Consider the following 25,003-nt stretch of genomic DNA (forward strand, 5'->3'; position numbering starts at 1 on the left):
CTGGAGTGGCACGCCGCCTGGCAGGCGTTGATCCATCACCCGCTATTTGGTGTAGGCATCACCCTTGGGGCCTATCAACTGGCGATTGCCGCCTACGAGAAAACCCGCTTGGTGTTTCTGCAGCCGGTGCTGCTATCGATGCTTGCGGTAATCGGCATTCTTTTGGCCTGCGGCCTGACGTTTGCCGAATACAAGGACAGCGCTGCGGCGTTGACGCTGTTCCTTGGACCGACCACGGTGGCGCTGGCGGTACCGCTGTTCCTCAACCTGCGGCGGATTCGCCAGCTGTTCTGGCCGACGCTGATCACCTTGCTGGTGGCCGGCGTGGTTGCCACCGTGCTGGGCATTACCCTGGCCTGGGTCTTCGGTGCCGAGCAGATCATGCTGATGAGCATGGCGCCTAAATCGGTGACCTCACCGATTGCCATGCTGGTGGCCAATCAGATTGGCGGAATTGCCGCCCTGGCAGCGGTGTTTGTGATGATCACCGGGATTATCGGCGCCATCATCGGCCCGGCGCTGCTCAAGCGCTGTGGCGTGCAGCACCCGGCGGCGCTGGGCATGGCTCTGGGTCTGACCGCGCATGCGGTTGGCACCGCCCGTGCACTGCAGGAAGGTGAGGAGTGCGGCGCGTTCTCCGCCCTGGCGATGAGCCTGATGGGGGTATTTACCGCCGTGCTGCTGCCGCTGGCTATTCTGTTGTGGTTATAAGGAGGTGCCTGTGACCTTGCCGCTATTCCCACTGAACACTGTGTTATTTCCCGGCTGCATGCTCGACTTGCAGATATTCGAAGCACGCTACCTGGACATGATCAGCCGTTGCATGAAGCAAGGTCAGGGCTTTGGTGTGGTGTGCATCATTGATGGCGCCGAAGTGGGCGAGGCCGCGGGGCAATTCTCGGCGATCGGTTGCGAGGCGTTGATTCGCGATTTCGAGCAGCGGCCCAATGGCTTATTGGGGATTCGCGTCGAGGGTGGTCGGCGTTTTCGCGTGCAGCGCGCGCAGGTGCTGCCGGATCAACTGACTTTGGCCGAGGTTGAATGGCTGGACGAGCAGCCGGAGCAGCCGCTGGACGCTGAACATGCTGACCTGGTGGCATTGCTCGGTGCGCTAAGCGCCCATCCGCTGGTGGCGTCGCTGGGCATGTCGAGCGAACCGGCGGGCCAGGAGGCGTTGGCCAATCAGCTGGCCTATCTGTTGCCGCTGGACGCCGAGCAGAAGCTGCAATTGCTCGAAACCCCCGAGGTGCAGCTGCGTCTGGAGCTGCTGCAACAGCTGCTGGAGCTGTTGCAGGGCGAGCGTCAGTAACGGTACAGCAGTACCCCGGCGGACAGCTGCCAGGTAGTGATGCCACCGAGCAGGGCGATAATCGTCGGCAGCAACAACCACCAGACTTTCCCCGACAACGCCGGCAGTGGCGTGCGCCATTGCACCAGGGCCAGGCTCAGCGCGCAGAAACAGGCGGCCAACATGGCTCCGGCGATAATGTCGCTGGGCCAGTGCACCCCCAGGTAAATCCGCGAGCCGGCAATCGCCGTGGCTGGCAGGCTGGCCAGTAGCAGCCAGGTCAGGCGCATGCGAGTCGGTTGTCCGCGGCCGGCCAGTACCCCAAGCAGCAGAAAGAAGGCAAAGGCCGCCGAACTGTGTCCGCTGGGAAAGCTGAAGCTGTTCAGCGGCTCCAGCAGCACATCGGGGCGGCTGCGGGCAAAGAATGCCTTCAGCGCGCCGTTGGCCAACGCAGTGCCGAGCAGGCTGCCAATCGCCAGGCAGAGCGTGCGCCATTGCCGCGTCGCCAGCAGGATCAGGCACAGCAGCACGGCCGCCGCCAGTTGTGTGCGCATATCGCCGAGGCGGGTGATCAGCACCATCAGCGTATCCAGCGCCGCGCTGCGATGCTCCTGCACCAAGGTCAGCAGCCCTTGATCGAGCTGGCTCAGGTGCGGCCAGCTGAGCATCAGGCCAATTAGCAGAGTCAGGCTTGCCGCTGCGGTCAGCAGGCTGGAGTGCCGTTGCCCACGCAAGCTGCCTTGCACGCTGATGCCCACTACCAGCGCCACGCCGGCGGCAATGGCCCCGGCCTGAGGCCAGAAACCTTCCGGCAGCGGCAGGCGCAGGGCTGCACCCGTGGCCCAGCCAGGCAGCATATAGGCGATGGACCAACCAACCCCGGCCAGCAGGCTGACGCTAAAAAAACGCACGAAGGGCATGTCGAACATGCCGGCGACCATCGGCAACATGGGCCGCAGTGGGCCGATAAAACGCCCGACCAGCAGGCTGGCGACGCCGTAGCGTACAAAGTAGCCGTGGGCACTGTTCAGCCATTGTGGGTGATTTCGCAGCACCGGCAGGCGGCCGATGTCCTGATGAAAATAGCGCCCCAGTGCATAGGACAGGCAGTCGCCCAACAACCCGCCGCAAAACGCCAGCAGCAGGGTTTCACCCAGGCCCAGCGCGCCGTTGCCAGCCAGCGCGGCGACAGCGAACAGCAATACGGTGCCGGGAACGAGGATGCCGACAATCGCCAGGCACTCACCGCAAGCCAGCAAAAAGATCGCCAGGCCAAGCCACTCAGGATGGGCGCTTAGCCAGAGGGTCAGGGTGTCGAACCATTGGCTCATTGGTGGTCATCCGTGGGGGTTAGCAGGTGATAGTCCTGGCCGGCCCGCTGGCCGCGCCTTAACGGGTTGCGGGTGCAATGGCGGGCAAAGGCGGCGTCGACAAAACGGTAGGGCAGTTGCTCATCGCGGCCATGGGGGATGCCCAGGCGTGGGCATTGCACGATCTGCTGCGGGCGTTCGCCAAGGTCTTCGACAAACAGGCGTTGCTCATCGAATGCCCGTGCGTCCCACTCCGGCACCTTTAAGCCAAGCGATTTGCACAGCAAGGTTTGCCCGGCACAGAGGGTTTCGCGGCTGCGTGGTCTGCCTTGGGTGTCGGGGTTATTCGCCTGCATCTGTGTCAGGGCATCTGCGCCGCTGTGTTCGTCCTGCCAGGGATAGGCGGATTTGATCAGCACCGCATTGCCAGGGCCCTGGGCGCTGAAATTCAGCGAATCGCCGCCCCGGGCGTAATACATATAGATGTGTCCGCCATCCATAAATAGCGCGCGGCGTTTGTGGGTGTAGCCGAGCGAGGCATGGCTGCCTTTCTCGCTCAAGTAATAGGCCTCAGTCTCGATAATTCGCGCGCTCAGCCAGCGCTCGCCCTGTTTGTGGCGGATCACCTTGCCGAGCAGCTCGCAGGCCTGCAGGCGCGCGTCGCGGTCAAAGAAACTGGCCGGCAGTGCGCGGCCTTCGGGCCAGGGCAAACTAAGGGTGGGTTCGATGGGCATGCGCTGTCGTTGTGGCTTGGCTGGGCATAGGCTGGGGCGATCATAACAATAAGAGTCTTAACCATGCCTGAACGTGCCCGCGTCAGCAGCGCTCATATAAGCCCCAGCGCCCATTACACTGGCTATATCTGGTACCGCCATCAGTTGGCGGATGCGGCCTTTGTCACCGGTTTCGGGCGTTTTGTGCATGGTCTGCTCAGCCCCATCACCTGGGGAGCGCGGGTTGGTTTCGGCCTGGATATCGAACAGTTTCTGCTGCAACGGCATCTGCAAATTGATGCCCAGCTGACTGCTGCGATTGAGCAGGGCGGTGTGTGCCAGGTGGTAGAGATCGCCTGCGGCCTGTCGCCGCGTGGGCGGCGCTTTACCGCGCGTTACCCGCAGCTGCGCTATATCGAGGCGGACCTGCCGGTGATGGCCGCGCGTAAACGCCTGCTGCTGAATGCCGAAGGCTGGCTGGGCAGTCAGCATCAGGTGCGCGCGGTGGATATCCTCGCCGAGGAGGGCAGCAAAAGCCTCGCGGCGCTGTTCGCTGAGCTGGATCACAGCAAACCGGTGGTGGTGATTACCGAAGGGTTGGTGAATTACTTCGAGCTGGCGCTGATCGAGTCGTTCTGGACGCGCTTGGCCGAGCAGCTGCGTGAGTTCCCCCGAGCCACCTACCTGACCGAGCTGTACCCGGATTTGCGCGAACACCCACGTTACCGCCAACTGCGCTGGGGTGTTGGCCTGATTGGCCGGCTGACCCGAGGCAGCTATCCGCTGCACTACCGCAATGATCAGGCGATTGTGCAGGGCTTCCAGAAATGCGGCTTCAATCAGGTCGAAGTATTCGATCCGAGCCGCGCGAGCCAGGCGCTTGGTCTGGCACCAGCGCGCAGTGCCGGGTTGGTGCGGGTGATTGAGGCGCGAGTCTAAGAGTCTGTTTCGGATCTCGCGAGCTAGAGCGAGGCAAGGCAAAAACTGGCGAGGAAGCGGAGTTTACTGTTGTAAATGAGCATTCCGAGCCTGTTTTTAACGCAGTATCGCCGACGCGCAGCAGATCCGAGACAGGCTCTAGGCGCAGGCCGCTGTTGGTAGCGGCTGCAGCTGAAACTGCGTCGCCAGCGCCTGGCTGGCCTGCTGATCGCTGTGCGGAAAGACAACAGCCAGGCCGTTTGTATCCTGACGCAGCGGTAGCAGGGGCTGGGTGGGCAGGTCCTTGCACAGCAGTTGCCAGCCACGCGTGCCGCGAATAGCCGGCAGATCAGCGTGCAACAATCCGCCAAAGAAACCCAATTCGCTGATCTCTACCGTCCATTCCCCACCATCAGGATGCTGCAGGCGAGCGTGGCGCTGGCTGGGCGGCAGGCGCGCTTCATGGCGTTTTTCCAGTTGCAGCAGTTGCGATTGGGCCAGCAGGCTACTGCCTGGGCTGCGGCTTGGCAGGGCGTCGCCGCGCAGAAACGGGTTGTACAGATTGGCGCAGGCGTCGCGTTGTTCGAATTGCGCGAGGTGATCGGCGTTGTGGATCAGTGCGCAGCTGGCCTGGGCGCAGGCGGCGGCGAAGTGCGCGTGCTCCCAGGGTTGGGTGAAGTGGTCATATTCGCCGGCCAGCACCAGGGTCGGGCAGCTGGGGTGGCGTTGAAATCCTTGAAAATCCAGCAGGCGCTGGCTGTTCTGCCGGTAGCGCTCGATATCGGCGGCTGACAAGCGTTGGATCTGTCGCAGCAGAGCCTTGCGAAATACCGGGGCTACGCCGGTCTGCTCCAGGCGCAAAGGATTGAGCAGGCCGGTCAGCGCGCCATGAGCAAAGGCCTCGCAGCGCCCTTCAGCCAGCAGCGCCAGGCCTTCCTGCAGCAGCAGGCGTGCGCCAGGGCGGCCGAAGGCGGTGATCCCGGCCAGCAGCACACGAGCGCAGCGCTCGGGGTGACGGGCGGCAAACAGCGCGGCCAGGGCCGAGCCATAGGACAGGCCGATGGGCATCAGCGGCGGCAGGTCGAGTTCCTCGGCGAAGGCGGCGATCAGGTCGGCCAGCTGTTCCAGGCTCAGATCGGGCACCAGTTGCAGGTTGCCGCCCTGGCTGGGCAGGTCGAGCAGGATCACCGGGTGCTCGCCGAGCAGCTCGCTGACTTCGGCGGCAAACGAGCGAAAGCTCTGGAATGCGCCGCCCAACAGCAATACGGGCGGGCGAGTGTCGTGGCTGCGGCAGGCGTAGGCCTGGTAGTGCAGTCGCAGGTCGCCTATATGCAGCACCTGTGGGGCTTCGTTGAGTTGTGCGGCGCAGTAGTCGGTACGGTAATGCATGCTGATCCCACCCCGGCGGTCGGCCGCCTGTCTTGCTTGTGATGGCAAGGTAAACATTCGGACGGTTTTTGTTTACCTAACCTTCGGGCGGCTGATGGTCTGTGGTGTCACTGTTTCTTTCGGTGGCTTGCTGTGTGGGGCTTGGCGGCGTTACCGCGGGTTGTGGCGAATGCAGTGTTTACCGTCCGCCGCGCAGCGCTGGGCGTGGAGCGGCGCGACCGTTATACTCAGCGACTTTTTTCAACCGCCAGACCTGCCAAGACCATGACTGAGTCCGTGCTCGACTATATGACCCGCCTGGGACAGGCCGCCCGCAGCGCTTCGCGTGTGCTGGCGCGCGCCAGTACCGCGCAGAAGAACCGTGCCCTGCAGGCCGCCGCGGCCGCGCTGGATGCGGCCCGCAGCGATTTGACTGCCGCCAACGAGCTCGACCTAGCCGCCGCGCGTGCCAATGGTCTGGAGCCGGCCATGGTTGACCGTCTGGCGCTGACGCCGGCAGTGATCGACAGCATGATCGAAGGTCTGCGTCAGGTCGCCACGCTGCCTGATCCGATCGGCGAGATCCGCGATATGCGTTACCTGCCGTCGGGTATTCAGGTCGGCAAGATGCGCGTGCCACTGGGTGTGATCGGCATCATCTATGAGTCGCGGCCGAACGTGACCATCGACGCCGCCAGCCTGTGCCTGAAATCCGGTAACGCCACCATCCTGCGTGGCGGCTCCGAGGCGATTCACTCCAACCAGGCGATTGCTCGTTGCATTCAGCTCGGCCTGGGCGAAGCCGGTTTGCCCGCCAGCGCCGTGCAGGTGGTGGAAACCACTGATCGTGCCGCCGTTGGTGCGCTGATCACCATGCCGGAATTTGTTGACGTGATTGTGCCGCGCGGCGGCAAGGGCCTGATCGAGCGCATCAGCCGTGACGCCAAGGTGCCGGTGATCAAGCACCTGGATGGCGTCTGCCACGTGTATATCGACGTCGCTGCTGATCTCGACAAGGCTATCCGTGTCGCTGACAACGCCAAGACTCAGCGCTACTCGCCGTGCAACGCCATGGAAACCCTGCTGGTGCACGCCGCCGTGGCCGACAAGGTGTTGCCGCCGCTGGCTGCGATCTACCGCGACAAAGGTGTTGAACTGCGTGGCGACGCCGCGACCCGTGCGCTGCTGGGCAGCGACGTGCTGGAAGCCAGCGAAGATGACTGGTTTGCCGAGTACAACGCGCCGATCCTGGCGATTCGCATCGTTGATTCCCTGGATGCGGCCATCGAGCACATCAACCATTACGGATCGCAGCACACCGACGCGATCATCACCGAGAACTTCAGTGATGCGCGGCGCTTCCTGACCGAAGTCGACTCCGCCTCGGTAATGGTCAATGCCTCGACCCGTTTTGCCGATGGTTTTGAATACGGCCTGGGCGCGGAGATCGGTATTTCCACCGACAAGCTGCACGCGCGAGGCCCGGTTGGCCTGGATGGGTTGACCAGCGAGAAGTACGTGGTGTTTGGCGACGGGCACATTCGTACCTGATGGGGCGTACCTGATGGCCAAGCGCAGCGACGCCCGACATACCGACGCTCGACGCATCGGTCTGCTAGGCGGCACCTTTAATCCGGTGCATATCGGCCATCTGCGCAGCGCTGTGGAAGTGGCCGATGCGCTGCAGCTCCATGAGTTGCGTCTGATCCCCAGCGCGCGGCCGCCGCACCGCAGCGCACCGGAGGTCAGTGCCGAGGATCGCCTGGCCATGGTCAGGTTGGCGGTAGCCGATGCCGGGGTGCTGCAGGTGGATGATCGCGAGCTGCAGCGCGATAAACCGTCCTACAGCATCGACACCCTGGAGTCGTTGCGCAGTGAGTTGGCTGCGGATGATCAGCTGTTTCTGCTGCTGGGCTGGGATGCCTTCTGCGGTTTACCCAGTTGGCAGCGTTGGGATGAGTTGCTGCAGCACTGCCATATTCTGGTGCTGCAACGGCCGGATGCCGACAGTGAAGCGCCTGAGGCGCTGCGCAATCTGTTGGCGGCGCGCAGTGTGAGTGCCCCGTCGGCCCTGAGTGGGCCGAGTGGGCAGATTGCTTTTATCTGGCAGACACCTCTGGCGGTGTCGGCTACCCAGATCCGTTCGCTACTGGCGAGCGGAAAGTCGGCACGTTTTCTGGTGCCTGACGCGGTACTGGCCTATATCCATGCCCACGGACTGTACCGTGGCGCGAATTGAACACGAGGCAAACGAGTTAGTTATGACGAACGCAAGCAAAATGCAGAGCGAAGAGCTGGTCAAGTTGGCCATCAGCGCTCTGGAAGAAATCAAGGCGCAGGACATCACCACCATCGATGTGCGCGGCAAGACCAGCATCACCGATTTCATGCTGATCGCCAGCGGCACCTCCAGCCGTCACGTTAAATCACTGGTCGACAACGTGCTGGAAAAGGTCAAGGAGCAGGGCGTACGCCCGATCGGCACTGAAGGCATGGACACCGGTGAGTGGGCACTGCTCGACCTCGGCGACATTGTTGTTCACGTGATGCTGCCGACAGCTCGTCAGTTCTATGACCTTGAGCGTCTGTGGCAAGGTGCTGAGCAGAGCCGTGCGCAGTTCAGCGCCGAGCCGGGCGCTGAGCAATCGAGTGGCGGGCAGGAATAAGGACGCGCAGCGGTGCGGATCAAACTGATCGCAGTCGGCTCGCGGATGCCACGTTGGGTGGAAGAGGGCTGGCAGGAATACGCCAAGCGTATGCCCAGCGAGCTGTCCCTGGAACTGGTAGAAATTCCGCTGACCACGCGCGGCAAGAATGCCGATGTGGCGCGAATGATCCGTCAGGAAGGTGAGGCCATGCTGGCCAAGGTGCAGCCCGGGGAACGCATTGTCACCCTGGAAGTCGAAGGGCGACCCTGGAGCACCGAGCAGCTGGCGGTCGAACTCGACAAGTGGCGCCTGGATGCGCGCACCGTCAACCTGATGGTCGGCGGCCCGGAAGGGCTGGCACCTGAGGTGCAGGCGCGCAGTGAGCAGCGCTGGTCGTTGTCGCCGCTGACCCTGCCGCACCCCTTGGTGCGGATTCTGATCGGCGAACAGATGTATCGTGCCTGGACCGTGTTGTCCGGCCACCCCTACCACAAATAACTAGCAGCCATCGATGCCGCAACCAATCCGCCTCAAAGACCACGAGAAAGACGGCCGCCTGATCCGCAAACGCGCGGTGGTTGGTGCTGTGGTGGTTTTGTTGCTGACCTCGGTACTCGTGGCGCGCATGTATTACCTGCAGGTGGTGCAGTTCGAGCACCACACCACTCTGGCGGAAAACAACCGCATCCACGTGCAGCCGATCCCGCCGAACCGTGGGCTGATCTACGACCGCAACGGGGTGATCATCGCCGATAACCGGCCCAGCTTCAGTTTGACCCTGACCCGCGAGCGCGCCGGTGACTGGCCGCAAGTGCTCGATGTAATAGTCGAAGTGCTGGAACTGGGCGCGGATGAGCGTGCGCTGTTCGAGCGGAGAGTGCGTCAGGGGCGGCGACCGTTTGAGCCGGTGCCGGTGCTGTTCGAATTGTCCGAGGAGCAGATTGCCCGTATCGCGATCAATCAGTTTCGTCTGCCCGGCGTTGAGGTCTCCGCGCAGCTGGTGCGGCATTACCCGCTGGGCGAGCATTTTGCCCATTCGGTGGGCTATGTCGGGCGGATCAACGAGAAAGAGCTGAAAGAGCTCGATCCAGTGGCCTACAGCGGTACGCACCATATCGGCAAAACCGGTATCGAGCGTTTCTATGAAGACGAGCTGCACGGTGAAGTGGGTTACGAGGAAGTCGAAACCAACGCCCGTGGTCGCGTACTGCGCGTGCTCAAACGTACTGACCCGCTGCCCGGCAAGGACATCGTGCTGAGCCTCGATATCCGCTTGCAGGAGGCCGCCGAAAAGGCCCTGGCCGGTCGCCGTGGCGCGATTGTGGCGATCCAGCCGCAGACTGGCGAAGTGCTGGCGATGGTCAGTCAGCCGAGTTTCGATCCCAACCCGTTTGTCACTGGTATTGGCTTCAAGGCCTATGCCGACTTGCGCGATTCCATCGACCGTCCGCTGTACAACCGCGTGTTGCGTGGCCTCTATCCGCCAGGCTCGACGATCAAGCCGATGGTCGCAGTGGCAGGGCTGGATGCTGGTGTGGTCACGCCGCAGACGCGGGTATTCGACCCGGGCTTCTATCAGTTGCCCAATCACAGTCACAAATACCGCAACTGGAACCGTACTGGCGACGGCTGGGTGGATATGGACCTGGCCATCGCCCGCTCCAACGACACCTACTTCTACTCGCTGGCGCACAAAATGGGCATCGACCGCATGCATGACTACATGTCCCGCTTCGGCCTGGGGCAGCGCGTTGCGTTGGACATGTTCGAGGAAACGGCCGGGCTAATGCCGTCGCGGGACTGGAAGCGGGCGCGTTATCGTCAGGCCTGGTACCCCGGTGAAACGCTGATTCTCGGCATCGGTCAGGGCTATATGCAGACCACGCCGCTGCAACTGGCTCAAGCCACGGCGCTGATGGCCACACGCGGCAAATGGATTCGACCACACCTGGCCAAGACCATTCAGGGGCAGGCGCCAGTCGACCCGAATCCGTTGCCGGATATTGTGCTGCGTGATCCGGCATTCTGGGATAACGGCCGTCATGGTATGGAACAGGTGATGCACGGCCCGCGTGGCACCGCGCGCAAGGTCGGCGATGCCGCGCTTTACCGGATTGCCGGCAAGAGCGGTACCGCTCAGGTGGTGGCGATCAAGCAGGGGGAGAAATACGACCGCAGCAAGGTTGCCGAGCGTCACCGTGACCATGCGCTGTTTGTGGCATTTGCTCCGGCAGATAACCCGCAGATTGCCGTGTCGGTGATGGTGGAAAACGGCGAGTCTGGCTCCGGGGTGGCCGCACCGGTGGTCAAGCAGGTGATTGATGCGTGGCTGTTGGATGAAAACGGTCAGTTGAAAGCCGAATACGCTCCGCCTGTGGCGGCTGAGGTCGCTGCGCCATGAACAGTAATTTCGACCGTAACCTGTCCTCCGAAGACCTGCTGCGTCGCCGCGCGACCATCCTTCAGCGTCTGCATATCGACGGCATTCTGCTGCTGTTGTTGCTGGTGCTGGCCACCGGCAGCCTGTTTATCCTGTATTCAGCCAGTGGCAAGAATGTCGATCTGCTGATGAAACAGGCCACTTCCTTCGGTATCGGCCTGGTCGGCATGTTTATCATCGCCCAGTTCGAACCGCGTTTTATGGCGCGCTGGGTGCCGCTGGCCTATGTCGGCGGCGTGGCCTTGTTGGTGGTGGTGGATGTGATGGGCCATAACGCCATGGGCGCCACGCGCTGGATCAATATCCCCGGAGTGATCCGCTTCCAGCCCTCGGAATTCATGAAAATCATCATGCCGGCGACCATCGCCTGGTACCTGTCCAACCGCAGTCTGCCGCCGCGCCTCAAACATATCTGCATCAGCCTGGCGATGATCATCGTGCCCTTTGTGCTGATTCTGCTGCAGCCGGATCTCGGTACCTCGCTGCTGATCATCGCCTCAGGCGGCTTCGTGCTGTTTATCGCCGGCCTGCAGTGGCGTTGGGTGATCGGTGCGGTGGCGGCGGTGGTGCCGATTGCTATCGGCATGTGGTTCTTCGTCATGCACCAGTACCAGAAGCAGCGCGTGCTGACCTTCCTCAACCCGGAAAGCGATCCGCTGGGCAGTGGCTGGAACATCATCCAGTCCAAGGCGGCGATTGGTTCGGGTGGGGTGCTCGGTAAGGGCTGGCTGCAAGGTACCCAGTCGCACTTGGACTTCCTGCCGGAGAGCCACACCGACTTCATCATCGCGGTACTGGCCGAGGAATTCGGCCTGGTCGGCGTGTGTTTGTTACTGCTGGTGTACATGCTGTTGATCGCGCGTGGCCTGGTGATTACCGTGCAAGCGCAGACGCTGTTCGGTAAGCTTCTCGCCGGCGCGCTGACCATGACTTTCTTCGTTTATGTCTTCGTCAATATCGGTATGGTCAGCGGCCTGCTGCCGGTGGTGGGCGTACCGCTGCCGTTTATCAGCTACGGCGGCACCTCGCTGATCACCCTGCTGGCAGGGTTTGGAATTTTGATGTCGATCCACACTCATCGGAAGTGGATGACACAGGCTTGATTGGGATTATGAATTCAATGCAAAACGCGCGTGGTTGGATGGTACGTACTGCACCTTGGTTGGCGTTAGCCGGGGTGTGCGCAGTGGCTCAGCCCGCGCTGGCTGGGGATTATCAGCAATCACCGCAGGTGGCTGAGTTTGTCGGTGAAATGACCCGTGACTATGGCTTTGCCGGTGAGCAGCTGGTCGAGCTGTTCGCCCAAGTCGAACGCAAACAGGCGATCCTTGATGCCATCTCGCGTCCGGCAGAAAAGGCTAAACCGTGGAAGGATTATCGGCCGATCTTTATCACCGACAAACGCATTAGCAAGGGTGTTGAGTTCTGGAAGCAGCACGAAGAAACCCTGGCTCGCGCTGAGGCTGAGTACGGTGTGCCGGCGCAAGTGATTGTGGCCATTATCGGGGTGGAAACCTTCTATGGCGGTAACACCGGTAGCTGGCGGGTGATGGATGCTCTGTCGACCCTGGCCTTCGATTACCCGCCGCGTGCGCCGTTCTTCCGCAAGGAGCTGCGCGAGTTTCTTCTGCTGGCCCGTGAAGAACAGGTCGAGCCGCTGAGCATGACCGGCTCCTACGCCGGCGCCATGGGCCTGCCGCAATTTATGCCGAGCAGCTTCCGCGCCTACGCCGTGGACTTCGATGGCGATGGCCATATCAATATCTGGAACAATCCGACCGATGCCATCGGTAGCGTCGCCAGTTACTTCAAACGTCACCACTGGCAACCGGGGCAACCGGTAGTCAGCGCCGCCACGGTCACGGGCGAGCAGGCTGAACAGGGCCTGACCGTTGGCCTGGACCCGGTGAAGAATGTCGCTGAACTGCGAGCGCTGGGCTGGACCAGTGCCGACCCGTTGGCTGACGATTTGCCGGTGACGGCCTTCCGTCTGGAAGGTGCCAACGGCACCGAGTACTGGTTGGGCCAGCCTAACTTCTTTGTGATCACCCGCTACAATCGCAGTGTGATGTATGCCATGGCGGTCAATCAGCTGGCCGAGTTGCTGGTTGATGCACGGGGTAAGAATTGATGTCGCGTTTGCCTTTCAAATTGGTTGCCTATGGCAGCCTGGCGCTGCTGCTGGCCAGTTGCTCGTCTACCCGTGCGCCGCAGCCGGTGGCGCCAGTACAGCAGGGCGGGGCGATTTCCGGGCCGGGTGATTTCAACCGTCCGCACAAGGATGGCGCGCCCTGGTGGGATGTTGATGTATCGCGGATTCCCGATGCGGTACCGATGCCGCACTACGGCCCGGTCAAGGCCAGTCCCTACACCGTCTTCGGTAAGCAGTACTACCCGATTCCCGATGCTCGTCGTTATCAGGCGGTGGGCCCGGCGTCCTGGTATGGCACCAAGTTTCATGGTCAGGCCACCGCTAACGGTGAAACCTACGACCTGTATGGCATGACCGCTGCACACAAAACCCTGCCGCTACCCAGCTACGTGCGTGTAACCAACCTGGAAAACGGCAAGAGCGCGATTCTGCGGGTCAATGACCGCGGGCCGTTCTATTCCGACCGGATTATTGACCTGTCCTTCGCCGCTGCGAAGAAGCTCGGCTATGCCGAAAGCGGCACCGCGCGGGTCAAGGTCGAAGGTATCGACCCGCATGAGTGGTGGGCTCAGCAGGGGCGTCCAGTGCCAATGGTCTTGGCTGCGCCGCAGCAAGTCGCCCAGGCCCAGCCGGTTGCGCAGCCTATCGCGCAGCCGGTTGAGCAGTATTCACCGCCCCCGCAGCAGCATGCCGCCGCGGTGCTCCCCGTGCAGATTGACGCAAAAAAAAACGCTTCAGTCGGAGCCTCTGGCCTGTATCTCCAAGTGGCCGCCTTCGCCAATCCGGACGCTGCGGAGCTACTTCGGTCGAAGCTGAGCGAGACAGTGGCTGCGCCAGTGTTCGTCAGCTCAGTGGTGCGCAACCAGCAGATATTGCACCGCGTGCGTCTGGGGCCGCTGAGCAGCCAAAGCGAGGCTGAGCAGCTGCAGAGCAGTGTGCGTCTGGCCAATCTCGGTGAGCCGACCCTGGTCAAGGCAGACTGACAGGGCACTTATGCTTCTTCTGTAGGACTAAATAAACAACTCCGGCCAGCTAACGGTTGGTCGGGGGGATCAGCAACTTATGCCCACTGGGCCTGTTCACCATCAGCAATCTAGAGAGACGGATGAATATCACCAGCTTTACGCAACGCGTTTTCCTGTCACTTTGCCTTTTCAGTGCATCGACTGCCTGGGCCAATCAGCCAGCCATTCCTTCGGCGCCACAGTTGGCGGCCAAATCCTATGTGCTGCTGGATGCCGCCAGCGGCAAGGTGCTGGTAGAAAACAATGGTGATCAGCGTCTGCCGCCGGCCAGCCTGACCAAACTGATGACCGCCTACATCGCCACCCTGGAAATCCGCAAGGGCAAGATCGGCGAGCAGGACCTGGTGCCAATCAGCGAGCACGCCTGGCGTACCGGCGGTGCCGCATCCGGTGGCTCGACCATGTTCCTGCCGCTGAACAGCCAGGCAACTGTGGATGACCTGCTGCACGGTGTGATCATCCAGTCCGGCAACGACGCCAGTATCGCCCTGGCCGAGTACATTGCCGGCAGCGAAGACGCCTTCGCCGACATGATGAACGAGACCGCTGCGCGTCTGGGTATGAACAATAGCCACTTTATGAACGCCACTGGTCTGCCGCATCCGGAGCATTACTCCAGCGCCCATGACATGGCCACTCTGGCCCGTGCGATCATCAATGAAGATCAGGAGCACTATGCGATCTACGCGCAGAAGGAGTTCCTCTGGAACAACATCAAGCAGGGCAACCGCAACCTGCTGCTGTGGCGTGACAAGACCGTTGACGGCCTGAAGACCGGTCACACCGAAGAAGCCGGCTATTGCCTGGTGGCGTCGGCCGTACGTGATGGCGCGCGCATGATCACCTCGGTATTCGGCACCGTCAGCGAGTCGGCCCGTGCCGCAGAAACTCAAAAACTGCTGACCTATGGTTTCCGCTTCTTCGAAACCCGCACCTTCTACAAGCAAGGCCAGGAACTGGCTCAGGCCCAAGTGTGGAAAGGCGCTGTGCGTCAGATCAAAGCCGGCCTCGGTGCTGATCTGAGCCTGACGCTGCCGAAAGGTCAGCTGGAAAAATTGCAGGCCGGCATGATCCTCAACCCGCAGCTCACCGCCCCGATTGCCCAGGGTGATGTGATCGGCAAAGTTGAAGTGAAACTGGGTGAAGAAGTGGTGCACAGCGCCGATCTGATTGCTCTTGAGGCCGTTGAGGAAGGCAGTTTCTTCCGTCGCCTGTGGGATAGCATCAGCCTGTTCTTCTTCGGATTGTTCAACTGATAGCGTGACCAGCGCGCCCTTGCCGACCCGCAAGGGCGTTGTTGTTGCCACGGCTTACGAGGCCGTTACTGCCATGAATCAACCAGACGTCAAATCGCACAAAATCGAATTCCCCTGCGCGGACTACCCGATCAAGGTGGTCGGTGACAGTGGCGACAACTACAAGAGTACGGTGATCGAGATCCTTAGCCAGCACGCCAAGGTCGATCTCAGCACCCTGGCCGAACGCCAGAGCAGCAACGGCAAGTACACCACCGTACAGCTGCATATCGAAGCCACCAGCGAAGATCAGCTACGCGATATCAACAGTGCCCTGCGCGCGACCGGTATCGTGCACATGGTGCTGTGATGGACCTGCCGCTCGGCTTTCGCGAGCTGGGCCAGGTCGACTATCAGCCTACCTGGCATGCGATGCAGCGCTTTACCGACAGCCGTGGCGCGGATACGCCTGACGAAATCTGGCTTCTCGAACACGCCCCCGTATTTACCCAGGGCCAGGCCGGCAAGGCCGAGCATGTGTTGTTTCCTGGGGATATTCCGGTGGTGCAGGTCGATCGCGGTGGTCAGGTGACTTACCACGGTCCGGGCCAGCTGGTGGCTTACCTACTGCTGGATGTGCGCCGCAGCGGCATTGGTGTGCGTGAACTGGTCAGCCGTATCGAACGCAGCCTGATTGATCTGTTGGCCAGCTATGGCGTCAACGCCAATGCCAAGCCGGATGCGCCGGGTGTGTATGTCGATGGTGCAAAGATCGCGTCGCTCGGCCTACGGATTCGCAACGGTCGTTCCTTTCATGGTCTGGCGCTGAATGTGGATATGGACTTGCAGCCGTTCCAGCGCATCAACCCCTGCGGCTATGCCGGTATGGCCATGACGCAGTTAGCTGATCAGGTGGTGGGGCCGATCACTATGTCCGAGGTCAGCGCACGGCTGCGTGAGCAGCTGGTCAAGCACCTCGACTATGCGCAGCAGCAGAGCCTGGCGGGCTCAATAGACTGCTAGAGCGGGCAGGGCAGATAGGCAGAGCAGATACACAAACGCCTGACCCCAGGCAAAGCCCAAGGTCAGGCGTTGTGCGGCTCAATCAGTTCAGATTGAGGGCAGGAATCAGGCTGTTATCGAGCTGTTGGCCCGGCACTGGCACCGGAGCGGCCAGCCCTAGGTTGTTCTTCTCGAACACCTTGTCGGCGCGGTAGCTGGAACGTACCAGCGGGCCGGCGGCGACTTCCATAAAGCCTTTCTGCAGACCGATTTCGCGGAAACGGTTGAACTCTTCCGGGCTGACCCAGCGCTGCACCTTCAGGTGGTTGCGCGTCGGTTGCAGGTACTGGCCGAGGGTGAGGATGTCGACATTGATGGCGCGCAGGTCATCCATGGTTTGGATAATTTCTTCATCCGTCTCGCCCAGGCCCAGCATCAGGCTGGTCTTGGTCAGCACGTCCGGGCGGTGACGCTTGGCGTGTGCCAGTACATTCAGGGTCTTTTCATAGCCTGCGCGTGGATCGCGTACCACGTGAGTGAGGCGTTTGACCGTCTCAACGTTCTGCGCAAACACCTCAAGGCCGGAATCCACCACGCGTTCGATGGCCTGCAGGTCGCCGTCGAAGTCCGGGGTCAGGGCTTCTACGACCACCTGCGGGGTGTTGTCCTTGATCGCTCGTACGCAGGCCGCGTAGTGGCTGGCGCCGCCGTCATCCAGATCGTCGCGATCCACCGAGGTCAGCACGATATAACGCAGGGCCATCAGCTCCACCGACTTGGCGGTGTTCTGCGGCTCTTCCAGATCCAGCCAGCCGTTGGGGTTACCGGTGTCGACGGCGCAGAAGCGGCAGGCGCGGGTGCACACCGAGCCCATCAGCATGATGGTGGCGGTACCGTTGGACCAGCATTCGCCCATATTCGGGCAGTGGGATTCCTGGCAAACGGTGCTCAGGCGGTGTTCGCTGACATTGCGTTTGACCGCCTCGAAGCGGCTGCCGCCAGGCGCCTTGACGCGGAGCCACTTGGGTTTGGGCTCGAACACTTGAGGCTCGCTGGAGGCGCGGCGTTTCTGGCCGTCCTTGATCGCGGTGATGCCTTGGCTGGTACGGAATTTTTCGCCACTGGCGACGGTTTTCGGCGGGGAGGTATCGGACATCGGCAATCTGGGCTCCGCTAGAGGCTCCGTGAACGAGGCGGCTTGTGGCCGCCGCGCAGCTTATCACAGAAGCTGACCGTTCAGTCCGGCGTGCGCCGTGCGGTTCAGGCAGGCGCTCCGCAGGCAAGCGCGCAGGGTTACTGCTGCAACTGGTTGGCGAACTGCTCTACGGCCTGCACCACCTGCTTGGCGCCTTCCTGGATTTCCACAATGACCGTGCCCGCCTCATTGGCCAGGTCCAGGCCTTGCTCGGCCTGCTGGCGGCTGCTGGCCATGCTGCTCACTGCCTGTTGCGCCAGGCTCTGGTTTCTTTGCACCACGTCGACGATTTCCTCGGTGGCCTGACTGGTGCGTCCGGCCAGTTGCCGCACTTCGTCGGCCACTACGGCGAAACCGCGGCCCTGATCACCGGCTCGTGCGGCTTCGATGGCGGCGTTCAAGGCCAGCAGATTGGTCTGTTCGGCAATGCCGCGAATGGTCTGCATGATGGTGCTGATCAATTGCGACTGCTTATCCAGGGCTTCGATACCTTCGCTGGCGTCCTGCATTTGCCGGGCGATACGCTGCATGACGGCGACGGTCTGGCTGACCACGCTGGCGCCCTTGTTGGCGCTGGCGTCGGTTTGTTGCGAGATGCTATAGGCCATGTTGGCGGCATTGGCCACGGCCTCTTCCTGATTGACCTGCTCGGTAATCACGGAGGCAAACTTGACCACCTTATAGAGTTTGTTGTGGTTGTCGACGATGGGGTTGTAAGAGGCTTCCAGCCACACCGTGCGGCCCGCACTGTCGATGCGCTTGAAGCGCCCGGCAACATATTCGCCGCGGTTAAGCCGCGCCCAGAAGTCGTGGTAGCCCTGGGAGTTGTATTCCTCCGGCTCGCAGAACTGGCGATGATGCTTGCCTTTGATCTGTTCCAGGCGATAGCCCATACCATCGAGAAAGCGCTGGTTGGCAGTGAGGACTTCGCCGGCCAGGTTGAATTCGATCACTGCGGTTGAGCGCAGCAGTGCATCGATCAGGCCCTCATGCTCGCGGGAGGTGGTGATGGTGCGGGTCAGATCGGTGGCGAAACAGGCGAAATAGAGCAGCTCGCCACGGCCATTCAGTACGGGCTGCCAAACGGCGCGGAGCCAGGCTTCCTGGCCGTTGCCGCGCAGCAAGCGAAAGGCACCATTGAGGTGTTTGCGCTGGCGCAAGGCCTGCTGCAGATTTTGGTAATTGGGCTCGTTATGGAACGATGTGGGAATCAGCGATTCCAGCGCGCGACCCAGCAGGGTGCTGCGCTCGTAGTGCATTTCGCGGAGGAAATCGTCGTTGGCATGGCGAATCGTGCCGTTCGGGTCAATCTCGATTACCAGCATTTCACTGTAAATCGAGTCGCGGATCTGCCTCAGGCTGGCCAGCTCTTCACGCAGTTCTGCCAGTTCCTCTTTCAGTTTGTTGTTGAACATCGCAAGGCACCTTGTAAAACAAAGGTTGGCTGATCCTTGAGTGAATTGGGCGCGTCCTTGGCGGGTTATCGGTTATCGGCAGCAGGCGCCGTTGCTCAAGTGTAGTTGAGCAACGGATTGCAGTAGGCTAAGTGTCTGGCGTTGCGCGGGTGCTTACCTGAGCTGCTGCAGCAGTTCATGGCTGGGGTAGCCATCGGCAGGCTGTCCCTGAGATTGCTGAAAGGCACGCACGGCTTTGCGTGTGTTCGCCCCGATGATGCCGTCCGCCGGGCCTGGCTCGTAGCCTTTGCTGGCCAGCAACTCTTGCAGTTCGATGCGTTCGCTACGCCCCAGCTGACGATCATTGCGCGGCCAGGCGGCCTGTACGCCGGGATTGCCGTCCAGGGCGTCGCTGAGTAGGCCGATGGCCAGTGCGTAAGCGGTGGAGTTGTTGTACTTGAGGATGCTGCGGAAGTTGTTCAGCAGAAGGAAGGCCGGGCCGCGATGGCCAGCAGGCAGAAACAGCGTGGCCAGACTTTGCTCGTTGGCATCAATGGTTCTGACCGGGTTGATCCCCAGGATACGCCACTGTGCCACGGTGCGGCGTATTTCGGGGTCTGCCAGGGCGTAATCGAAGCCTTGTGGCAGGTTTACCTCAAAGCCCCAGGGTTGACCATTTTCCCAGCCGGACGCCTGCAAATAATGTGCGGCAGAGGCCAGTGCGTCGGGTGCTGACGTCCACAGGTCGCGACGCCCATCGCCATCGAAGTCCACTGCATGCTGATTGAAGGTGGTCGGCATAAATTGGGTTTGCCCCATGGCGCCCGCCCAAGAACCGATCAGTCCCTGAGCCGGGGCATCGCCGGCTTGCAGGATCTGCAGCGCGGCCAGCAGCTGGCTGCGCCAGAACACCTGGCGGCGGCCATCGTAGGCCAGGGTGGCGAGGGAGCGGATGACGTTATGGCTGCCGATATTGCTGCCGTAATTGCTTTCCATGCCCCAGATCGCGATCAGCACTTCGTGGTCCACCGCGTAGGTGCTACGAATGGCTTTCAGGGTCGGTCGATGTTGTGCCTTGAGCAGACGGCCCTGAGCGATCCGCGAGACGGAAACGGCGCCATCGATGTAGTCCCACACCGGGCGGGTGAACTCCGGCTGGCTGTTGTCGGCGGTCACAACTCTAGGGTCCAGGGTGATGCCGGCGAAGGTGCGATCGAATAGATCGGCATTGATACCGGCGGCGATGGCATCGCTGCGCAGCAGCATGCGCCATTCATCGAAGCTGAGTAGCGGGGTTGGGCTGCTGACCATGCTGGCAGTTGGGCTTGTAGGGGCTGCGCTGGTTGTAATTGGCGCGGCTGCAAGTGGCTGGGCCGGCGCTTCGGCGCAGGCAGTCAGAAGCAGCAGGAGGCAGGCGATGGCGCTATGGGACAGGCCCCGAAGAAGCAGGTAAGGCATGGTGATCTCGGCACATTTTGCAGGCCGTAACCTTAGCATGATTGAGGAGCTATGCGGGCTGTGGCGGGCTTTTCAGGCAGCCAGAACGTATGAAGCCTCCCAGTTTTGCTGGGAGGCTTCGCGGCGGTAGCTGCCTTTGCCTTTGCTGGGTGTTTCCTGGCGTGAGCGAAACAGTGGCTGGGCGATTAGGGATTTGGCCTTGTTCGGGCCGCGTTTGGCTTTCTTCGCCATGACGTTTCCTCGGCAAATGACCTGCACGTCGCAGGCGGGCGAAGCATGATCCGCACGCTGCTAAAAGTCCAGAGTCTGGCGCTAGCGGGGTAGGCCCAGGCGTTGACCGCAGATGTTTAGCGTCAACAGGCTCAGGCCGCTCCAGGGATCGCCGGACGCCTGGCCTTTGATCTGCGCATCGATCTGCTGGGCATCCTGCAGCAGCGCAGCCCAACGTGTGGCCGACAGGCGTTGCAAGGCTTTGCTGACCAGGGGACGGCGCTTGTCCCAGACCGGTGGGCGGGCGGAACTGAAGGCTTTCTCCAGTGGCGTGCCCTGGCTGTACTGCTGGGCGATGGTGGCCAGCAGGCGGATTTCCCGGGCCAGAGCCCAGAGAATGACCGGCGGTTCGACGCCTTCACCGCGCAGGCCTTCGAGCATGCGCAGGGCGTGGGCGGCTTCGCCATTGAGGGCCGCATCGATCAGGCCGAAAACATCGAAGCGTGCGCTATCGGCGACCGAGGCGTGTACGGTGTCGACGTCGATCTGCGTACCTTCGGCGAGCAGTTTGAGTTTTTCGATTTCCTGGGCAGCGGCGAGCAGGTTGCCTTCGACGCGCACGGCAATCATGTCCACCGCTTCGGCGCTGGCGCTGAGGCCCGATTGCGCCAAGCGCTGGCGAATCCACTGCGGCAGCTGGTTGGCATCGACTGGCCAGATCTGCACGAACTGCGTCTGCGCACCGTCAATCAGCGCCTTGCCCCATTTGGTCTTCTGCGCGCTGCCGTCGAGTTTCGGCAGGCTGATCAGCAGTACGGTGTCTTCGGCGGGGCGGGCGAGGTATTCGAGCAGCGCGGCTGCGCCTTTGTCACCGGGCTTGCCGTTGGGCAGGCGCAATTCCAGCAGGCGTTTGTCGGCAAACAGCGACAGGCTGGCACCGGCTTGCAGCAGGTTGCCCCAGTCGAAGTTGTTGTCGGCGCTAAACACCTGGCGCTCGCTGAAACCCTGCTGACGGGTTGCGGCGCGAATGGCGTCGGTGGCTTCCTGGCAGAGCAGCGGCTCGTCGCCACTGACCACATACACTGGGCTCAGGTTGCCCTGCAGGTGTTTGCCGAGTTGTGCGGAGTTAAGCTTCATGGGGTCGCAGAGCGGGGCCGCTTGCGCGGCCCGGCGAGCTTACTGAGCGGGAATCGGCAGCTGGATTGGCGACTGCTGCGGTTGCGCGGCCTGTTGCTGGCGAGCTGCTTCCAGGGCATCGGCTTCGGCTTGAGCCTTGGCTTCTGCGGTTTGCTGCAGTTGGTCCAGTTGCGCTGGGCTGATCTGCTGCAGGCGCTGGACCAGTTGCTGGATCAGCTCACGGTTCATTTCCTGTTGCAGCTGAGCGGCCTCTTGGTCGCCACCAATCAGGTTGTTGCCGTCCTGGGTGTAGAAGCTTTGGGCTTCCAGTTTGTCGCTCATCAGCAGCAGGTCTTTGCTGCCACGGATTTCGTATTCCAGGGTCTTGCTCAGCTCGTACTCGGCAGTGCGGGCCGAGCTGGTGAAGCTGGCTGCGCGGCGATTTTCCTGCTCGTTGCTCAATACCAGGCGGTACTGTGCGCCAGGATAGACCTTGACGCCGTTGTTCTGCAGCACTTCGCGCACTTGGTTTACGGTTTCGCCATAGGCGTTGCGTGCGCTGACATCCAGCTCCTTGAGGGCGAACTGCACGTCACCGGTGCCACGCAGCTGGAAGCCGCAAGCGCTGAGCAGGGTGGCCAGGCCAATTACCAACAGATTCCGTTTGATCATCTTTTATCCCCTTGGCGTGTCTTGCGGCGCGCCGTTGTGCGGTCGCGCCGAGCTTAATCAGTTGGCGACTAGTCAGTTAGCAACAATGTTGACCAGTTTGCCTGGCACCACGATGACCTTGCGAATGCTCAGGCCTTCGGTAAAGCGCAGCACGTTTTCGTTGCTGCGGGCGCTGGCCTCAACCTCTTCGCGGCTGGCGCTGGCTGGCACTTCAATCTGTCCGCGCAGCTTGCCGTTGACCTGGATCACCAACGTCAGGCTGTCCTGTACCAGGGCAGACTCATCCACCTGTGGCCAGGCGGCATCGATGATGGCTTCGTCGTGACCCAGCTCCTGCCACAGCTGATGGCTGATATGCGGCGTGATTGGCGCCAACAGCAGCGCCACCGCTTCCAGACCTTCCTGCAACAGAGCGCGGTCCTGAACTGTGGTTTGTGCGGCTTTCTCCAGCACGTTCATCAGCGTCATCACCTGGGCGATGGCGGTGTTGAATTTGTGGTGCTGGCCAATATCGAAGCTCGACTGTTTGATCGCCAGATGAATCGCACGGCGCACGGCCTTTTGCTCGTCATTCAGGCTGGCCAAGTCGAGTGCGCCAGCGATGCCCTGGTTGACATGGTTTTGCGCCAGACGCCAGACGCGGCGCAGGAAGCGGTTGGCGCCTTCAACGCCAGCGTCAGACCATTCGCAGCTCATGTCCGGCGGCGAAGCGAACATCATGAACAGGCGACAGGTGTCGGCACCGAACTGATCGATCATCGACTGTGGGTCGACGCCGTTGTTCTTCGACTTGGACATCTTCTCGGTGCCGCCGATTTCCACCGGCAGGCCGTCGCTTTTCAGTTTGGCGCTGATGACCTTGGCTTTGGCGTCACGCTCCAGCTCGACATCGGCCGGGTTGAACCAGTCTTTACCGCCGTTTTCCAGGGTGCGGTAATAGGTCTCGGCGACCACCATGCCCTGGGTCAGCAGGTTCTTGAACGGCTCATTCGAACTGACCAGCCCTTCGTCACGCATCAGCTTGTGGAAGAAGCGCGCATACAGCAGGTGCAGGATCGCGTGTTCGATACCGCCAATGTACTGATCCACCGGCAGCCAGTGGTTGGCTGCTTCAGGGTCGACCATGCCGCCGGTGTAATGCGGTGAGGCGTAGCGTGCGTAATACCAGGACGACTCAACGAAGGTGTCCATAGTGTCGGTTTCACGCTTGGCCGGCTTGCCGCATTTCGGGCAGCTGCATTCATAGAATTCAGGCATGCGTGCCAGCGGGCTGCCTGCACCGTCCGGCACTACGTCTTCGGGCAGTACGACGGGCAGCTGGTCTTCCGGCACCGGCACGTCGCCACAGCTGTCGCAGTGGATGATTGGGATCGGGCAGCCCCAGTAACGCTGACGGCTGATACCCCAGTCGCGCAGGCGGAACTGGGTTTTGCGCGCGCCATGGGCGTTGGCTTCCAGGTCCGCGACGATGGCATCGAAGGCGGCGCTGAAGTCCAGGTTGTCGTACTTGCCGGAGTTGATGCTGCTCAGGCCGGCTTTGTCGCCGTACCAGTCCTGCCATTGAGTGGCGTCGTATTCTTTGCCTTCGCCGGTGTAGACCTGCTTGATCGGCAGGTCGTACTTGTTGGCGAATTCGAAATCACGCTCGTCGTGCGCGGGCACGGCCATCACTGCGCCTTCGCCGTAGCCCCACAATACGTAGTTGGCGACGAACACCGGCAGCTTGTCGCCGGAGAGCGGATGAATGACAAACTGGCCGGTGGCAACGCCCTTCTTCTCCATGGTGGCCATGTCGGCCTCGGCCACGGAGCCGGCCTTGCATTCGGCGATAAACGCTGCGATAGCCGGATTGCTCTCGGCGGCGCGTTGCGCCAGCGGGTGCTCGGCGGCCACGGCGACGTAGGTTGCGCCCATCAGGGTGTCGGGGCGGGTGGTGTAGACCTTGAGTTGGCCGTCAATGCCGACGCTGGCCTGGTCATAGTCGAATACCACGTCAGCGCCGAAGCTCTTGCCGATCCAGTTACGCTGCATGGTCTTGACCTGTTCCGGCCAGCCATCCAGTTCGTCCAGGCTACTCAGCAGCTCTTCCGCGTAAGCGGTGATCTTGAAGTAGTACATCGGGATTTCGCGCTTTTCGATCACTGCGCCCGAGCGCCAGCCGCGGCCGTCGATAACCTGCTCGTTGGCCAGTACGGTCTGGTCCACCGGGTCCCAGTTGACGCTGCCGTTCTTACGGTAGATCACGCCTTTTTCGAACAGGCGGGTGAACAGCCACTGTTCCCAGCGGTAGTAATCCGGCTTGCAGGTGGTGACTTCGCGTGTCCAGTCCACAGCCAAGCCCAGCGACTTGAGCTGGCTCTTCATGTACTCGATGTTTTCGTAGGTCCACTTGGCAGGCGCGACCTTGTTTTTCATCGCAGCGTTTTCCGCCGGCATGCCGAACGCATCCCAGCCCATGGGCTGCAGCACGTTTTTGCCCTGCATGCGCTGGTAGCGGCTGATTACGTCGCCAATGGTGTAGTTGCGCACATGGCCCATGTGCAGCTTGCCGCTCGGGTAGGGGAACATCGACAGGCAGTAGAAGGTCTCCTTGCCCGGCTGTTCGCTCACTACAAAGGATTTCTGCGCGTCCCAATGGGACTGCGCGGCGGCTTCGATTTCACGGGGCGAGTACTGTTCTTGCATGGCTACCGGCGCTGGGAATAAGGGCTTGCGGGAAACGCGGTAGCATACATGAGCCCCGCTTATTCAGGGAAACCCTGATTGCGCTGCGCGCCAGCTACGGCGGCCTAGCCATGTTCGTCTGTTGCGACAGGCCGGCTAAGCCGTTTGTCGCCAGGCACCGCTGGTTAAAGCGCG

Annotated in this window: 24 protein-coding genes and 1 pseudogene; 14 read left to right on the forward strand and 11 right to left on the reverse strand. The window is 61.6% G+C overall.

What is annotated here, in order from left to right; all coding sequences use genetic code 11:
• Both RHP75_RS03740 and RHP75_RS03745 read left to right on the forward strand, forming a co-directional pair.
• Positions 1 to 711 (forward strand): LrgB family protein, encoded by a 711-nt coding sequence (locus RHP75_RS03740; protein ID WP_311091857.1) that lies wholly within the window; start codon positions 1 to 3, stop codon positions 709 to 711.
• A 10-nt stretch (positions 712 to 721) separates the two neighbouring features.
• Complete coding sequence (locus RHP75_RS03745) at positions 722 to 1,309, forward strand: LON peptidase substrate-binding domain-containing protein (RefSeq protein ID WP_311090509.1); 588 nt, start codon at positions 722 to 724, stop codon at positions 1,307 to 1,309.
• Here RHP75_RS03745 and RHP75_RS03750 read toward each other — a convergent pair.
• Together RHP75_RS03750 and RHP75_RS03755 are read right to left on the reverse strand one after the other, a co-directional pair.
• The gene (locus tag RHP75_RS03750; RefSeq protein ID WP_311090510.1) at positions 1,303 to 2,619 is read right to left on the reverse strand and encodes a bifunctional DedA family/phosphatase PAP2 family protein; all 1,317 of its coding nucleotides are present in this window, start codon (positions 2,617 to 2,619) and stop codon (positions 1,303 to 1,305) included. The genes RHP75_RS03745 and RHP75_RS03750 overlap by 7 nt on opposite strands.
• Positions 2,616 to 3,332, reverse strand: a complete 717-nt coding sequence (locus RHP75_RS03755; RefSeq protein WP_311090511.1) for a DNA-3-methyladenine glycosylase — start codon at positions 3,330 to 3,332, stop codon at positions 2,616 to 2,618. Before RHP75_RS03755 ends, RHP75_RS03750 begins: the two co-directional genes overlap by 4 nt.
• 63 nt (positions 3,333 to 3,395) lie before the next feature.
• Between RHP75_RS03755 and RHP75_RS03760 the strand changes: the two genes are divergently transcribed.
• Complete coding sequence (locus tag RHP75_RS03760; RefSeq protein ID WP_311090512.1) at positions 3,396 to 4,250, forward strand: class I SAM-dependent methyltransferase; 855 nt, start codon at positions 3,396 to 3,398, stop codon at positions 4,248 to 4,250.
• 138 nt (positions 4,251 to 4,388) lie between these two features.
• Here the strand turns inward: RHP75_RS03760 and RHP75_RS03765 are convergent, their stop codons facing one another.
• Complete coding sequence (locus RHP75_RS03765; RefSeq protein ID WP_311090513.1) at positions 4,389 to 5,618, reverse strand: alpha/beta hydrolase; 1,230 nt, start codon at positions 5,616 to 5,618, stop codon at positions 4,389 to 4,391.
• Positions 5,619 to 5,882: 264 nt separating this feature from the next.
• On the opposite strand from RHP75_RS03765, the gene RHP75_RS03770 reads away from it, so the two are divergent.
• The 11 genes from RHP75_RS03770 (at position 5,883) to lipB (ending at position 16,120) form a co-directional block, all read left to right on the forward strand.
• The gene (locus tag RHP75_RS03770) at positions 5,883 to 7,148 is read left to right on the forward strand and encodes a glutamate-5-semialdehyde dehydrogenase (protein ID WP_311090514.1); all 1,266 of its coding nucleotides are present in this window, start codon (positions 5,883 to 5,885) and stop codon (positions 7,146 to 7,148) included.
• Positions 7,149 to 7,161: 13 nt separating this feature from the next.
• Positions 7,162 to 7,836 carry a nicotinate-nucleotide adenylyltransferase gene (nadD, locus tag RHP75_RS03775; protein ID WP_311090515.1) on the forward strand — a complete coding sequence of 225 codons (675 nt, stop codon included), beginning with the start codon at positions 7,162 to 7,164 and terminating at the stop codon, positions 7,834 to 7,836.
• Positions 7,837 to 7,876: 40 nt separating this feature from the next.
• Positions 7,877 to 8,263 (forward strand): ribosome silencing factor, encoded by a 387-nt coding sequence (gene rsfS, locus RHP75_RS03780; RefSeq protein WP_311091859.1) that lies wholly within the window; start codon positions 7,877 to 7,879, stop codon positions 8,261 to 8,263.
• Between the two features lie 12 nt (positions 8,264 to 8,275).
• On the forward strand, positions 8,276 to 8,743 hold the full coding sequence (gene rlmH / locus RHP75_RS03785; protein ID WP_160089194.1) for a 23S rRNA (pseudouridine(1915)-N(3))-methyltransferase RlmH: 468 nt from the start codon (positions 8,276 to 8,278) through the stop codon (positions 8,741 to 8,743).
• Between the two features lie 13 nt (positions 8,744 to 8,756).
• Positions 8,757 to 10,646: a penicillin-binding protein 2 gene (mrdA, locus tag RHP75_RS03790; protein WP_311090516.1), complete on the forward strand. Its 1,890-nt coding sequence runs from the start codon at positions 8,757 to 8,759 to the stop codon at positions 10,644 to 10,646.
• Between the two features lie 38 nt (positions 10,647 to 10,684).
• The gene (rodA, locus tag RHP75_RS03795) at positions 10,685 to 11,788 is read left to right on the forward strand and encodes a rod shape-determining protein RodA (RefSeq protein ID WP_311091861.1); all 1,104 of its coding nucleotides are present in this window, start codon (positions 10,685 to 10,687) and stop codon (positions 11,786 to 11,788) included.
• Positions 11,789 to 11,805: 17 nt separating this feature from the next.
• A complete protein-coding gene (mltB, locus tag RHP75_RS03800; protein ID WP_311091863.1) occupies positions 11,806 to 12,816 on the forward strand; it encodes a lytic murein transglycosylase B in 1,011 nt (336 codons plus the stop codon).
• Entirely contained in the window at positions 12,816 to 13,820 is a 1,005-nt protein-coding gene (locus RHP75_RS03805) for a septal ring lytic transglycosylase RlpA family protein (RefSeq protein WP_311090517.1), read from the forward strand. The genes mltB and RHP75_RS03805 overlap by 1 nt, the downstream gene beginning before the upstream one ends.
• Before the next feature lie 122 nt (positions 13,821 to 13,942).
• The gene (locus RHP75_RS03810; RefSeq protein ID WP_311090518.1) at positions 13,943 to 15,118 is read left to right on the forward strand and encodes a D-alanyl-D-alanine carboxypeptidase family protein; all 1,176 of its coding nucleotides are present in this window, start codon (positions 13,943 to 13,945) and stop codon (positions 15,116 to 15,118) included.
• 73 nt (positions 15,119 to 15,191) lie between these two features.
• Positions 15,192 to 15,467 (forward strand): DUF493 domain-containing protein, encoded by a 276-nt coding sequence (locus RHP75_RS03815; RefSeq protein ID WP_090255814.1) that lies wholly within the window; start codon positions 15,192 to 15,194, stop codon positions 15,465 to 15,467.
• Positions 15,467 to 16,120, forward strand: coding sequence for a lipoyl(octanoyl) transferase LipB (lipB, locus tag RHP75_RS03820; protein WP_311090519.1), 654 nt, complete (start codon positions 15,467 to 15,469; stop codon positions 16,118 to 16,120). The genes RHP75_RS03815 and lipB overlap by 1 nt, the downstream gene beginning before the upstream one ends.
• An 82-nt stretch (positions 16,121 to 16,202) precedes the next feature.
• Here the strand turns inward: lipB and lipA are convergent, their stop codons facing one another.
• The 8 genes and pseudogenes from lipA to leuS all read right to left on the reverse strand — a co-directional run bounded on the left by lipA (position 16,203) and on the right by leuS (position 24,829).
• Positions 16,203 to 17,255: a lipoyl synthase gene (gene lipA, locus RHP75_RS03825; protein ID WP_311090520.1), complete on the reverse strand. Its 1,053-nt coding sequence runs from the start codon at positions 17,253 to 17,255 to the stop codon at positions 16,203 to 16,205.
• A 137-nt stretch (positions 17,256 to 17,392) separates the two neighbouring features.
• Entirely contained in the window at positions 17,393 to 17,902 is a 510-nt protein-coding gene (locus RHP75_RS21150) for a methyl-accepting chemotaxis protein (protein WP_409079720.1), read from the reverse strand.
• 78 nt (positions 17,903 to 17,980) lie between these two features.
• Positions 17,981 to 18,709 (reverse strand): annotated as a pseudogene (locus RHP75_RS21155) (PAS domain-containing protein); the annotation flags it as partial.
• Positions 18,710 to 18,862: 153 nt separating this feature from the next.
• Positions 18,863 to 20,146, reverse strand: coding sequence for a lytic murein transglycosylase (locus tag RHP75_RS03835; RefSeq protein ID WP_311090522.1), 1,284 nt, complete (start codon positions 20,144 to 20,146; stop codon positions 18,863 to 18,865).
• Positions 20,147 to 20,218: 72 nt separating this feature from the next.
• On the reverse strand, positions 20,219 to 20,377 hold the full coding sequence (arfA, locus tag RHP75_RS03840; RefSeq protein ID WP_090255580.1) for an alternative ribosome rescue factor ArfA: 159 nt from the start codon (positions 20,375 to 20,377) through the stop codon (positions 20,219 to 20,221).
• An 81-nt stretch (positions 20,378 to 20,458) separates the two neighbouring features.
• Complete coding sequence (gene holA / locus RHP75_RS03845; RefSeq protein WP_311090523.1) at positions 20,459 to 21,493, reverse strand: DNA polymerase III subunit delta; 1,035 nt, start codon at positions 21,491 to 21,493, stop codon at positions 20,459 to 20,461.
• A gap of 39 nt (positions 21,494 to 21,532) precedes the next feature.
• Positions 21,533 to 22,144 (reverse strand): LPS assembly lipoprotein LptE, encoded by a 612-nt coding sequence (gene lptE / locus RHP75_RS03850; protein ID WP_170049190.1) that lies wholly within the window; start codon positions 22,142 to 22,144, stop codon positions 21,533 to 21,535.
• Positions 22,145 to 22,216: 72 nt separating this feature from the next.
• Positions 22,217 to 24,829, reverse strand: a complete 2,613-nt coding sequence (leuS, locus tag RHP75_RS03855; RefSeq protein ID WP_311090524.1) for a leucine--tRNA ligase — start codon at positions 24,827 to 24,829, stop codon at positions 22,217 to 22,219.
• Positions 24,830 to 25,003 lie beyond the last annotated feature (174 nt).

It is taken from the genome of Pseudomonas sp. SG20056 (genome assembly GCF_031764535.1).
In the GTDB taxonomy this organism is placed as follows: Bacteria; Pseudomonadota; Gammaproteobacteria; order Pseudomonadales; family Pseudomonadaceae; genus Aquipseudomonas.